Origin of the sequence: Povalibacter sp., assembly GCF_036520495.1 — a bacterium.
GTDB lineage: Bacteria > Pseudomonadota > Gammaproteobacteria > Steroidobacterales > Steroidobacteraceae > Steroidobacter.
In genome coordinates, this window is sequence record NZ_DATDJO010000008.1 from 1 (window position 1) to 12,677 (window position 12,677).

A 12,677-nucleotide genomic window follows, 5' to 3' on the forward strand; every position below is an offset into this window, starting at 1 on the left:
GACCTACACCTGGCCAGGCAACGTCCGCGAACTGGACAACGTCATGCAGCGCGCGCTGATTCTCTGCACCGGCGCCGTGATCGAAGCGGAGCATGTGCAACTGGAGGCCACTGGCGACTGGTCACTGGTCGCTGGCCAGAATCCGGAACCCGCGCCGAACGGCGCGGAGTCCCGGTTCGCTCTGGCCAGAGCCCAGCACCCGGAACCCAGTGTCCTGGCCGACTCGCTGTCGGCCAGAGAACGCGACCTGATCCTCGACGCACTGCATCTCGACAACGGCAATCGCCAGGCCGTCGCCAGCCGCCTTGGCATCAGCGCGCGCACCTTGCGTTACAAGCTCGCCAAATTGCGTGATGCAGGAGTCGACGTCGCGGCCCTGGGCGCCAGGTCCTAGGCGCCAGCGAGACAATCATGGCCACCGAGACATTCCCAATTTCCGACCTAGAGCCTAGCGCCTGAGACCCAGAGGCTTACCGATGTCTTCCCTCCAGATCGACGCCGTGCTCTCGCAGATCCGCTCCATGCAATCGCAGGTGCGTGGTCTCAGCAGTCAGGCACAGGAAGCGCCGCAGGCGATCTCCGCTTACCGGCCGGATGCAGCTGCAGCGCCGGGTTCATTCGCCAACGTCCTGAAGCAGGGGCTCGATCAGGTCAACGCGGCACAGCAGAAGGCGTCGTCGCTCGCGACACAGTTCGAGCAGGGCGTGCCCGGCATCGAACTGCCACAGGTGATGCTCGAGATGCAGAAATCCAGCGTGTCGTTTCGCGCGCTGACGGAAGTGCGGAACAAGTTCGTGAGCGCGTATCAGGAAATCATGAATATGCCGATCTGAGTGCGCGCTTGCGCGCGCGGCCAACTGGGCGACTGGCGAACTGGCCGACTGGCCAGAGCAGGAATGAAGAGTCTGGCCAGTTGGGCAGCTTGCCAATGAAGAATCCGAAATTGCGAACAACATGACCATCAAAGTACGCACACCAACCGATCCCGCGCGCCCGGCGCAGCAGGCTCGTATCTGGCCAGCAGACCAGTTGGCCAGTTGGCCAGTTGGCCGGGCGGCAGCCCCATGAGCACCGAAGCGCTCTCATTGCCTCGTCCGACGCTGATTCCGCCGCAGCTCAAGCCGCTGCTGCTGTTGATCGGCATTGCGGCTGCGGTGGCCGCTGGCGTGGGGGTCGTGCTGTGGTCGAAAGACCCGACGTACAGCCTGCTGTACGGCAACCTCAGTCAGCAGGACTCCGCGGAGATCGCGCAGGCGCTGCAGAGCGGTGGCGTTCCCTACAAGCTCGACAACAACGGCCAGATCACCGTGCCCGCAGAGAAGGTGCACGATGCGCGGCTGAAGCTCGCGGCGCAGGGCCTGCCGGAAGGCGATGGTGGTTTCGCCGTCATGTCCAAGGATCCGGGGTTTGGCGTCAGCCAGTTCATGGAAGGTGCTCGCTACCAGCACGCACTGGAAACCGAGCTTGCCCGCACGATCACCAATCTGCAGCCGGTGGCAGCGGCTCGCGTGCACCTGGCGTTGCCGCGTCAGTCGGCGTTCGTGCGCGATCGCCGTCCGCCGTCCGCTTCCGTGATGCTGCAACTGAAGCCAGGTCGCAGGCTCGAACAGGAGCAGGTGACCGCCATCGTCAATCTGGTTGCCTCGAGCATTCCCGAACTGGAATCGCGGCAGGTCACCGTGGTCGATCAGCAGGGCCGTCTGCTGTCGTCGCCAGAAAAGGCCAACGGTGAGTTCGCCGTTCGCGACAAGCAGCTGGAGATCGCGCGCGACATGGAAGAGCGCTACACGCACCGCATCGAAGAACTGCTGGCGCCGCTGATCGGCGCAGGAAGAGTTCGCGCCCAGGTCGTGGCCGATGTGGAGATGAGCACGACGGAAGAAGCGCGCGAACAGTATCGACCCGACAGCCAGATCGTCCGCAGCGAACAGACGGCCGAAGAAACCAGCCGCACGGGTTCGGGCCCGCAGGGTGTGCCGGGAGCGCTGACCAATCAGCCGCCGACGCCGGGTGTGGCGTTGCCGCCGGGTGCGACTGCCAATGGCACGCAGATTGCTGCCGCGCCGACCGCGGAGGGACAGCCTTCGATCGTTGCGCCACCGGACAACACCTCGAAGCAGGCAACGCGTAACTACGAAATCGATCGCACCGTTGCCTACACGAAGCTGCCGGCCGGCCGGCTCAAGCGCATCACCGTGGCCGTGCTCATCGACAACCAGCGCGGTACCGATACCGAAGGCAAGGCGACGGAGACGGCATTGACGACCGAGCAGGTGGAGAACATCACGCGTCTCGTCAAGGACGCCGTGGGATTCAGCGAAGCACGCGGCGACAGCGTCAACGTGCTCAACGCCTCGTTCAAGGGCGAGGTCGTGCCAGAGGAACTGCAGCCGGAGACGATTCCGCTGTGGGAGCGTCCGCTGATTCGCGATATCGCGAAGCTCATCGCTGCGCTGATCGTGGTGCTGGCGCTGGTGTTCGTGGTGCTGCGTCCATTGGTGCGCGGCCTGTTGCCCGCGCCGGCGCGTCCGCCGTATGTGCCGCCGGCGCTGCCCGATGCGTCCGGGGCCGACGGGGTCGTGGCACCCAAGCTCGATTACGAAGGCCAGATTGCCCAGGCGCGCGGTATGGTCTCGCAGGATCCGGGCCGGGTGGCGCAGGTGGTGAAGACGTGGGTGAACACGGGTGAGTAGCAGCGTGGCGTGCCGGCAAGAGGGGTCGAGATGAGTGCTCAGGACAAGTCGTCGCAGCGCAGTGGCACGGAGCGTGCGGCCATCCTGTTGCTGTCGCTAGGCGAACAGGAAGCCGCTCAGGTGATGAAGCACATGGGCGCCAAGGACGTGCAGCGCATCGGCTCTGCGATGACGCAGCTGCAGAACATCTCGCGACGCGAAGTCTCGGAGGTGCTGAAGGACTTCACGACGATCGTGGAAAGCCAGACGTCGCTCGGCGTCGGCGTCGATGAATATCTGCGCAAGGTGCTGATCGGCGCGCTCGGCGAGGACAAGGCCGCGAGCGTCATCGATCGCATCCTGTTCGGCCGCTCGAGCAAGGGGCTCGAAGCGCTCAAGTGGATGGATGCGCGGGCCATTTCCGAACTCATTCGCCAGGAACATCCGCAGATCATCTCGATCGTCCTGGCCTACCTGGATCCCGATCAATCGGCGGAAGTGCTGTCGCAGTTTCCGGAATGGCTGCGCGCCGACGTCGTCATGCGCATCGCGACCCTGGACGGGATCCAGCCCAGCGCGTTGCATGAACTGGACGATGTCATCGAGAAGCAGTTCTCCGGCAAGAACGGCGTGCTCAAGACGTCGGTCATCGGCGGCGTCAAGACGGCTGCGGACATCATGAACTTCATGGACAGCAGCCAGGAAGGCGCGATCCTCGATCACATCCGCAAGATCGACGAACCGCTGGGCGGCAAGATCCAGGATCTGATGTTCGTGTTCGACGATCTGGAAGAGATCGACGATCGCGGCATGCAGGAAGTGTTGCGCGCCGTCCCCAGCGAGCGTCTGTTGCTCGCGTTGAAGGGCGCCGAGGATTCACTCAAGGACAAGATCTTCAAGAACATGTCGCAGCGGGCTGCGGAAATGCTCAGGGACGACCTGGAATCGCGCGGCCCCGTGCGCCTGTCGGAAGTGGAAGCTGCGCAGAAGGAAATCATCGCGCTGGTGCGCAAGATGGCGGAAGCCGGTACCGTGCAGTTTGGCGGCAAGGGCGAGCAGTTCGTATGAGAAAGGACATGGGACACGAGGTCGTGCCTGCATGAACGCTCGTACATCGCCTCCCGCTGCAGCGGTCACCCTCTGGGATCTGCCCATGGTCTCCGGCAATACGATTCAGAGCCGCCGGGCGGGACCGACCGTGGGCGAACTCGAGGCCATCGAGAGGCGCGCGTACGACGAGGCGTTTGCCGCAGGCCGCGAAGAGGGTCGCGAAGCCGGTCTGAAGCTGGCGCAGGCCGTGCAGGACAAGTTGCGCGCGCAGCTCGACGATATGGCGGCAGTCTTCGACAAGCTGGCTCGTCCGCTGGACGACCTCGATGCCGAGGTCGCAGATCAGCTCGGTCGCCTGGCCATGTCGATCGCCAGGCAGGTGATCCGTCGCGAACTGCGCGCCGATCCCACACAGATCATTGCAGTGATGCGCGAGACGGTCGCGCAACTGCCCGCAGCGGCGCGCCAGGTCCGCATTCATCTGCATCCAGACGACGCCGCAGTCGTGCGCGAGCACCTCGCAGCGCCCGGCGGCGATCGCGCCTGGAGCATCGCCGAAGACCCGATGCTGACTCGCGGCGGTTGCACGGTCGTGACCGACACATCACGGATCGACGCACGCATCGAATCGCGCATCGCCAGCATCGCCAGCGCGATGCTTGGCGAGCAGCGTGCGGAATCCAGAGAAGAGGAGGGAAGGGAGTAACCGCAAAGAACGCATAGAACGCAAAGCAAACCGATCGGAGTCTTTCTTTGCGATCTTTGCGTTCTATGCGGTTACTCCGTCTTAGTCATGAGTAATCCCGCAGTCACCAACCGCGCGCCGAACTGGCTGAAGCACCTCGACCAGCTGCAACGCAAGGTCGAACGCGTGCCGCCGCCGCCCGTGGAGGGTGTGCTGACGCGCATGATCGGGCTGATGCTCGAGGCGTCGGGCTGTCAGGCCGCGGTGGGCGATCGTTGCGATGTGATGGCAACCGATGGCACGTCGATCGAAGCCGAGGTCGTGGGCTTTGCGGGCGAACGGCTGTACCTCATGCCGACGGGCGATATTCACGGGCTCAAACCAAATGCGCGCGTGATTCCGCGCGTGGGGGCCGACTCGGTGGCGGTCGGTCCGGAACTGTTGGGCCGGATCATCGATGGAGCAGGGCAACCGCTCGACGGGCTCGGTCCGATCGAATGCGAAGGCCGGGTGCGCCTGACCGGTACGCAGATCAATCCGCTCGCACGCCAGCCGATCAGCGAGCCGCTCGATGTCGGCGTGCGCGCCATCAACTCGGTGCTCACCGTCGGGCGTGGCCAGCGCATTGGCTTGTTCGCGGGTAGCGGCGTCGGCAAGAGTGTGCTGCTCGGCATGATGGCGCGCTTCACCAGCGCCGACATCATCGTGGTCGGACTGATCGGTGAGCGTGGCCGCGAAGTGAAGGAATTCGTCGAACGCATTCTCGGACGCAAGGATCGCGATCGGGCCGTCGTGGTCGCGACGCCCGCGGACAATCCGCCGCTGATGCGTTTGCACGGCGCATGGCGCGCGACCGCCATCGCGGAGTACTTCCGCGATCAGGGCAAGAGCGTGCTGCTGATCATGGATTCGCTGACGCGCGTGGCGCAGGCACAGCGCGAGATCGGCCTGGCCATTGGCGAAGCGCCGGCCACGAAGGGCTATCCGCCTTCGGTGTTCGCGCGCATCCCGCAGATCGTCGAGCGCGCCGGCAACGGCGCGGAAGGCAGCGGCTCGATCACGGCGTTCTACACAGTGCTCACGGAAGGCGACGATCAGCAGGACCCCATCGCCGACTCCGCACGCGCGATTCTCGACGGACACATCGTGCTGTCACGGCGTATTGCCGAAGCAGGGCAGTATCCGGCCATCGATATCGAAGCCTCCATCAGTCGCGCCATGCATGAAATCGTGTCGCCGGAACACACCGCGATGGCGCGCCGCCTGCGCCAGTCGCTCTCGTCGTACCAGCAGAACCGCGACCTCATCGCCATCGGTGCCTACCAGAAGGGTTCGGATCCGCGCATCGACGCGGCCATCGCCCAATGGCCCGCGATCCAGCAGTTCCTGCAGCAGGACATGAAAGAGAAAGTGGCGTACGCAGACAGCATCGCGGCGCTGGCCCAAGTGGCGGGAGAGGGGGCATGAGCAGGCGAACTGGGCTGCTGGCTAGCTGGACTGCTGGCCAGAGTCGGAGAGGGCTAACCGGCGAACTGGCTTACTGGCCAGAGGGTGCGCCGTTGCGCCGGCCAGGTTGCCTCGAATCCCATTCTGGCCAGCAGTCCAGCTAGCCAGCAGCCCAGTAGCCCTCTCCAAGAATGAGCCGCGCCACTCGCCTCCAGCCCGTACGGAACCTCGCCGATGATGCCGAGCGCAAGGCGGCGCTGCGCGTTGCGGCAGCGGAGCGCGTTCAACATGAAGCCGAGGGCAAGCTGGCGGATCTGGAGCGTTATGCCGACGACTACCAGCGTCAATACACAGACCGTGTCGCCAACGGCATCGGCGTGACGGAGCTGCGGGATTACCAGGCTTTTCTCGCGCGCCTCGCCGAGGCCGTGCGTCAGCAGCGCGCCATCGTCAGTCGCACGCAGCATGATTGCGCGGCGGAGCGTCTGCGCTGGCAGGAAGCAGCGAAGCGCAGCAAGGCGCTGGATCACGTGGCCGATCAGTGGCGCAACGAAGAGCGCTGCGCGGCCGACCGACAGGAACAACGCGAGATCGACGAAAGGGCCCTGCGAGGGCGAGTGGAGCGATGATCGGAATGACTGCACCCATGCTTCCCGCAGCGCCACCCGCTGTGACACAGCCCCCGGCCGCTGCCCAGACCACGGAAGTGCCGGCGGGAGACTTTCTCCTCATGCTCGGGCAATTGCTCGGCGCGCCGGTGGCGCAGGCATCGGGCAAGCCGGCGACAGCAACCGCGAGCGCCGACACGGATCTCGACACCGAAGAGGCAGCGCAGGATGCGGTGGCAATCACAGGCGTGCCCGTGCCCGTGACGATCCTGCCCACGGCGCCGCCGCTCAAGGCGGAGGGAGAGAACATCGCCGCCGCAGCGACGACGACATCCCGATCGGGGATGGCCGCCGATGCGGCCCTGGCCAAGTCACTGCTCGAAGCAGGCGGCAAGGCAGAGATGGAGGAGGGCGATGCTCCGCAGGGCCAGGCGTCTTTCACGACCGACATGTCGCAGCAGCTGCGCATCTCGGCGGCGCCGGATGCTGGCCCGACACGCTCGCTGCATCATCCGGTCGGCACCTCTGCATGGGCCGACGAACTGAGCACGCGCATGGTGCTGATGAGCGAACGCGGCCAGTACTCCGCCTCGCTGCGCCTGAACCCGGAACACCTGGGCCCGCTCGAAGTGCGCATCTCCGTTCGCGACGATCAGGCCTCGGTCTGGTTCGGCTCGGCCCATGCCGATACCCGTGCGGCGATCGAACAGGCGCTGCCACGCCTGCGCGAACTCTTCGCGTCGCAAGGCCTCTCGCTTACCGATACTGGCGTGCATCACGATGCGCCGCGTGAACAACCGAAGTCTTCGGCCCAGAGCAACGGTTCGTTGTCAGGGGTCGCTGCGGAATCCGAAGCGACGACTGCGACGCTGGCAGTGAAGCTGGGGTTGGTCGACGCGTATGCGTAGCGAGCGAAGCGCGAAGCGCGGCGCGCGGCGCGCGCGGCCAACTGGCTGACTGGCTGACTGGCTGACTGGCTGACTGGCCAACTGGCCGGAGCGGGATGGGCAGTGATTTGTGGGTCAGGCTACTCCGCGGGATTCCCGCCGGTCACAGCCGGACATCTTCGCCTCCGAGCAACGAACCGCGATCACTTCCAGTCGGCCTCCTTTGTCTGGCCAACCGACCAGTTGGCCAGTAAGCCAGTTGGCCCAGTAAGCCAGTAGGCCAGTGAGCCAGTCGGCCAGTGAGCCAGTCAGCCAGTGAGCCAGTAGGCCAGTGAGCCAGTCGGCCAGTGAGCCAGTAGGCCAGTGAGCCAGTTGGCCAGTAAGCCAGTTGGCCAGTGAGCCAGTTGGCCAGTGAGCCAGTCGGCCAGTGAGCCAGTCGGCCTCCTTGTTGTCTGGCCAGCCGACCAGTTGGCCAGTGAGCCAGTTGGCCTGCACAGGTGGCCGGCCTCTCCCAACCGTGCTCTGCATCACACTCACTGCGCCAACTTTCCGACGTGTGTGCCGCAGTTCACAGTTGCCTGGAACGCTTAAAACCCTTGTTTTAAAGGCATTCTGTGAGCTATGGCGGCTCGTGGCACGCACCTTGCTAATTCAGGTGCAGTCATTCGTTGAGGACTCCGTCGATGGCCGAAGCTGACGTCCAACCTGCACCGCGTTCGGGTCCGAGCAAGATCGTTGTGATCCTGTCGGTGCTGCTTGCTGCCGTGGCGACGGGCAGCGCCGTGTACTTCCTCACCGCGGAGAAGCGCGGCGCTGCTCCGGCAGAGGTCCAGGGCGAGAATCCTCCCTCGAAAATGCCGGCGGCCTACGTGAAGCTCGATCCGCCGTTCGTCGCCAACTTCGAGGCGCGCGGCGCGATGCGTTTCCTGCAGGTGTCCGTGGAAGTCATGACCCGTGACGTGGCTACCGCCGACGCGATCAAGCAGCACGATCCGATCATCCGCAACGATCTGTTGATGCTGTTCGGCAACCAGAGCTACGAGTCGATCAGCAAGCCCGAAGGCAAGGAGCAACTGCGGGCACAGGCGCTCGAAGCCGTGCGCAAGATCATCACCGAGCAGGGTGGCGCCGGCGCGAAAGTGGAGCAGATCTACTTCACCAGTTTCGTCATGCAGTGAGACGAATGCCGGGGAAGGCTGTAGGCCGCAGGCCGTAGCCAGAACCGAATCGATCTTCCTTTTTACCCACAGCCTACAGCCCACAGCCACCGCCTTTATTCCGAGTCCTCCATGTCCGGCCAAGACGTACTCAGTCAAGATGAAATCGATGCGCTGCTGCACGGCGTAGACAGCGGTGCAGTGCCGACCGAGCAGCATGCGGCGCCCGGCGAGGCGCGCCCTTTCGATTTCACCAATCAGGTGCGGATCGTGCGCGGCAGAATGCCGACGCTCGAGATGATCAACGAACGGTTCGCGCGACTGTTTCGCACCAGTCTGTTCAACATGCTGCGCCGCGCGCCTGAAGTCGCGGTCGCACCGATCAAGATGCTGAAGTTCAGCGAATACGTGCATTCGCTGCACGTCCCCACGAGCCTCAACCTGATCCGGGTGCTGCCGTTGCGCGGCACCGGCCTGATCGTGCTCGATCCCAAGTTCGTGTTCACCGTGGTGGACAACTTCTTCGGCGGCAATGGCCGCTTCGCGAAGATCGAGGGCCGCGAATTCACTGCGACGGAAACGCGCCTGATCCACATGCTGCTCAAGGACGTGTTCGCCGGCATGAAGGAAGCCTGGTCGCACGTCGCCAAGCTGGACATCGAGTATATGAACTCGGAGATCAATCCCCACTTCGCCAACATCGTGAGTCCGACGGAAATCGTCGTGGTGACGAGCTTCCATGTGGAACTGGATGGCGGCGGCGGGGACGTCCACATCACCATGCCGTACGCCATGATCGAGCCGATGCGTGAGCTGCTGGACTCTGGCGTGGCGAGCGACCGCGTCGAGCACGATGAACGCTGGGCGCTGGCGCTGAAGGAAGAAATCGAAGACGCCGAGGTCGAGCTCAAGACGCTGCTCGGCCGTGGCCGCCTGACCATGAGGCAGCTCATGGAGCTGCAGGTCGGCGACATCATTCCCTGTGATTTTGCGGGCCGTGCCACGGTGCTGGCGGAAGACGTGCCGATTTTTCGCGGCACGTTCGGCCTGTCGCATGGCCAGCAGGCCGTGCAGATCGCGGAACGCGTCAGCCGCAACAAGCCCAGGATTCTCGACACGCTGCTCGGCAGCAAAGCCTGACCCCCTCAAGCAATTACGGAACCTCAGCTCATGAACGCCAAGTCAACCGATGCCGCAGCGCGCGCCGAGTTCGGCGACCTGCAGGACCAGGGCAGCAGCGACGCATCGCACGAAGTGAATCTGGAAGTCATTCTCGACGTCCCGGTGACGCTGTCGATGGAAGTCGGTCGCACCCGCATCCCGATCCGCAACCTGCTCCAGCTCAACCAGGGTTCGGTCGTCGAACTCGATCGCGCTGCCGGCGAACCGCTCGATGTGTTCGTCAATGGCACGCTGGTCGCGCACGGCGAAGTCGTGGTGGTGAACGAAAAGTTCGGCATCCGGCTGACGGACGTGATCTCGCCGGCCGAGCGGATCAAGAAATTGAAGTGATGCAGCCAGTAACGAAAGTGACGACGGTGACGAAGGCCCGCAGGACACTCGGCGCGTTCTGCGCCTGCGTCACTTCCGTGACCTTCGTAACTTTCGTCACTTCGATCTCGGCCGCCGCCGAGAAGCCTTTCGCCGCGCCCCAGACTGTCGAGCACGTGTCGCCCGCCAGCGCCGGTTCGTTGTTGCAGGTCACCTTCTCGCTGCTGCTGGTGCTGGGCGCCGTGTTTGCAGCGGCATGGGTCGTGCGCCGCCTCAAAGGCTTCGGTCGCTTCGGTTCCAGCGTCATCCATGTAGTGGCCGATGCGGCGGTGGGCCCGAAGGAGCGCGCCGTGCTGATCCAGGTCGGCGAGCAGCAGCTGTTGCTCGGTGTCACACAGGGACAGGTCAATCTTCTGCATGTGCTGCCGCAACCGGTCAGTACCGCACAGCCTCCCGCAGTGGCCGGCGCAGCGCAGGAGATCAACCGGCCCGATTTCGCGGCGATTCTTCGTCGCAGCCTTGGACTCAAATGATTCGCCCGGTCTTCATGCGCTGCCTGCCGGGCCTGCTCGCACTGCTGCCAGTCGTTGCATTTGCAGCGCCGGGTCTCGATGCCGTGACGGTCACCACCAATCCGGGTGGCGGCCAGTCCTATTCGCTGACCCTGCAGATCCTGATCCTGATGACGGCGCTCACCATGCTGCCGGCCATCGTGCTCATGATGACGTCGTTCACGCGCATCGTCATCGTGCTCGGCCTGCTGCGCCAGGCGCTCGGCGCGGGCCAGTCACCGCCCAACCAGGTCATCATGGGACTGTCGCTGTTTCTGTCCTTCTTCGTGATGGGACCGGTCATCGACCGCATCAACGCGGAAGCCGTGCAGCCGTACATGGCGGGCACCATCGACGCGACCGTCGCAGTCGAACGCGCCAGCGTGCCGCTCAAGCGCTTCATGCTCGACCAGACCCGCGAGAGCGACATCGCGACGTTCGTGCGGATCTCCGGCGGTCAGGGTTTCGAAACGCCGGAAGACGTGCCGATGCGCATCCTGATCCCCGCATTCGCCACCAGCGAACTCAAAACCGCCTTCCAGATCGGCTTTCTGATCTTCATTCCCTTCGTGATCATCGACCTCGTGGTCGCCAGCGTCCTCATGTCGATGGGCATGATGATGCTCTCGCCCGTGCTCATCTCCCTGCCGTTCAAGCTGATGCTGTTCGTGCTGGTGGACGGCTGGTCGCTGGTGATGGGGACGTTGGCGGCGAGCTTTTATACGTGAGCGTGCTCACGTGGCCGACTGGCCAACCGGCAAGAGCGATGAGGATATGTGCGTGTACATGAGTTCTATTCCTGCTTCTGGCCAGTCAGCCAGTTGGCCAGTTAGCCAGTTAGCCTCTCTGGAGTCACTGTCGTGACTCCAGAGACAGTCATGACCATCGCCCAGCGCGCCCTGGAAATCACCATCCTGCTCGCGGCTCCCATGCTGCTTGCTGCGCTGGTCCTCGGCCTGCTGGTTGGCGTGTTCCAGGCGGCGACGCAGATCAATGAAATGACGTTGTCGTTCATTCCCAAGCTGCTTGGCATGGCCGCGACGCTGGTCGTCGCCGGACCGTGGATGCTCAAGCTGATCGTGAGCTACACGCGGGAGTTGTTCGAATCGATTCCGGGATTGATCGGATGAGCAGCTGGTTTAAGGCCAACCGGCGAACTGGCCAACTGGCTGACTGGCCAGAGCAGAAGAGCGTGCAGTCCATTTGGCCGGTTTGCCAGTTAGCCAGTAAGCCAGTCAGCCCCTGCGCATGCTCTCTCTGACTTCCGGTCAACTCGAGTCCTGGCTGGTCCAGTACTTCTTTCCGTTCATCCGGATCGGGGCGTGCTTCATGGTGGCGCCGATATTTGCGGCGCGGTTCGTACCTGCGCGTGTGCGTCTGATACTCGCGGGTGCGGTGGCGATCCTCGTGGGACCGCTGGTCGCGGTGCCGGACATCACGCCGTTCTCGATCGAAGGTGTCATCGCGACGATCCAGCAGGTCATCATCGGCCTGGCGGTGGCTTTTGTGCTGCAGCTGATTTTCGATGCGCTGGCGATGGGCGGGCAGTTGCTGTCGAACACCATGGGCCTGGGCTTCGCCTTCAACGTCGATCCGCTGCGCGGTGTGGGAACGCCGGTGCTCGGACAGCTGTACATGATTCTCGTCACGCTGACGTTTCTCGCGTTGAACGGCCACCTGCGCCTGATCGAGCTGCTGGCGCAGAGCTTCACGACGTTGCCGACGGGCACACGCGGCCTGGGTCCGGAACAGATCTGGAATGTCGTCGCCTGGGGATCACAACTGTTCAGCGGCGCCGTGATGGTGGCGCTGCCCGGCATGACGGCGCTGCTGGTCGTCAATCTCGCGTTCGGCGTCATGAGCCGCGCCGCGCCGTCCCTGAACCTGTTCGCGGTCGGCTTCCCGATCTCGCTCATCTTCGGCCTGATCATCATCTACATCGGATTGCCAGCGGTGCAGGGAACGTTCGTGGATTCCTTGCAGCTGGCGTTCGAGCTGATCGAGGGGTTGCTGCAGTGAGGCCGGCCAACTGGCCAACGGGGCAACTGGCCAACTGGCCGGAAAAGAGCGCGTGTTTCCGTCGCCGGCCAGTTGGCCCGTTGGCCAGTCCGCCAGTGGGCCCGCGGTAGC

Annotated in this window: 15 protein-coding genes; all 15 read left to right on the forward strand. The window is 64.1% G+C overall.

The features are described 5' to 3' along the window. The coding region (locus tag VIZ63_RS02580; protein ID WP_331607929.1) for a helix-turn-helix domain-containing protein at window positions 1–394 on the forward strand (394 nt) is incomplete at its 5' end. A gap of 82 nt (window positions 395–476) precedes the next feature. Further along, window positions 477–833, forward strand: coding sequence for a flagellar hook-basal body complex protein FliE (fliE, locus tag VIZ63_RS02585; protein WP_331607930.1), 357 nt, complete (start codon window positions 477–479; stop codon window positions 831–833). A gap of 231 nt (window positions 834–1,064) precedes the next feature. Then, entirely contained in the window at window positions 1,065–2,693 is a 1,629-nt protein-coding gene (gene fliF / locus VIZ63_RS02590; protein ID WP_331607931.1) for a flagellar basal-body MS-ring/collar protein FliF, read from the forward strand. A 30-nt stretch (window positions 2,694–2,723) separates the two neighbouring features. Next, complete coding sequence (gene fliG, locus VIZ63_RS02595) at window positions 2,724–3,740, forward strand: flagellar motor switch protein FliG (RefSeq protein ID WP_331607932.1); 1,017 nt, start codon at window positions 2,724–2,726, stop codon at window positions 3,738–3,740. A 31-nt stretch (window positions 3,741–3,771) separates the two neighbouring features. Continuing rightward, window positions 3,772–4,428 carry a flagellar assembly protein FliH gene (locus VIZ63_RS02600; protein WP_331607933.1) on the forward strand — a complete coding sequence of 219 codons (657 nt, stop codon included), beginning with the start codon at window positions 3,772–3,774 and terminating at the stop codon, window positions 4,426–4,428. 87 nt (window positions 4,429–4,515) lie between these two features. Beyond that, a complete protein-coding gene (gene fliI, locus VIZ63_RS02605; RefSeq protein WP_331607934.1) occupies window positions 4,516–5,874 on the forward strand; it encodes a flagellar protein export ATPase FliI in 1,359 nt (452 codons plus the stop codon). Between the two features lie 170 nt (window positions 5,875–6,044). Further along, window positions 6,045–6,482, forward strand: a complete 438-nt coding sequence (fliJ, locus tag VIZ63_RS02610) for a flagellar export protein FliJ (RefSeq protein WP_331607935.1) — start codon at window positions 6,045–6,047, stop codon at window positions 6,480–6,482. Continuing rightward, window positions 6,479–7,369 (forward strand): flagellar hook-length control protein FliK, encoded by an 891-nt coding sequence (locus tag VIZ63_RS02615; protein WP_331607936.1) that lies wholly within the window; start codon window positions 6,479–6,481, stop codon window positions 7,367–7,369. Before fliJ ends, VIZ63_RS02615 begins: the two co-directional genes overlap by 4 nt. Window positions 7,370–8,031: 662 nt before the next feature. Next, window positions 8,032–8,526, forward strand: a complete 495-nt coding sequence (locus VIZ63_RS02620) for a flagellar basal body-associated FliL family protein (RefSeq protein ID WP_331607937.1) — start codon at window positions 8,032–8,034, stop codon at window positions 8,524–8,526. A gap of 111 nt (window positions 8,527–8,637) precedes the next feature. Then, on the forward strand, window positions 8,638–9,645 hold the full coding sequence (gene fliM / locus VIZ63_RS02625; protein WP_331607938.1) for a flagellar motor switch protein FliM: 1,008 nt from the start codon (window positions 8,638–8,640) through the stop codon (window positions 9,643–9,645). A 30-nt stretch (window positions 9,646–9,675) separates the two neighbouring features. Continuing rightward, window positions 9,676–10,017: a flagellar motor switch protein FliN gene (fliN, locus tag VIZ63_RS02630; RefSeq protein WP_331607939.1), complete on the forward strand. Its 342-nt coding sequence runs from the start codon at window positions 9,676–9,678 to the stop codon at window positions 10,015–10,017. Beyond that, complete coding sequence (gene fliO, locus VIZ63_RS02635) at window positions 10,017–10,529, forward strand: flagellar biosynthetic protein FliO (protein ID WP_331607940.1); 513 nt, start codon at window positions 10,017–10,019, stop codon at window positions 10,527–10,529. The genes fliN and fliO overlap by 1 nt, the downstream gene beginning before the upstream one ends. Next, a complete protein-coding gene (gene fliP / locus VIZ63_RS02640) occupies window positions 10,526–11,275 on the forward strand; it encodes a flagellar type III secretion system pore protein FliP (protein ID WP_331607941.1) in 750 nt (249 codons plus the stop codon). The genes fliO and fliP overlap by 4 nt, the downstream gene beginning before the upstream one ends. Before the next feature lie 132 nt (window positions 11,276–11,407). After that, a complete protein-coding gene (gene fliQ / locus VIZ63_RS02645; protein WP_331607942.1) occupies window positions 11,408–11,677 on the forward strand; it encodes a flagellar biosynthesis protein FliQ in 270 nt (89 codons plus the stop codon). A gap of 118 nt (window positions 11,678–11,795) precedes the next feature. After that, window positions 11,796–12,566 carry a flagellar biosynthetic protein FliR gene (gene fliR, locus VIZ63_RS02650; protein WP_331607943.1) on the forward strand — a complete coding sequence of 257 codons (771 nt, stop codon included), beginning with the start codon at window positions 11,796–11,798 and terminating at the stop codon, window positions 12,564–12,566. The last annotated feature ends 111 nt before the right edge of the window (window positions 12,567–12,677 follow it).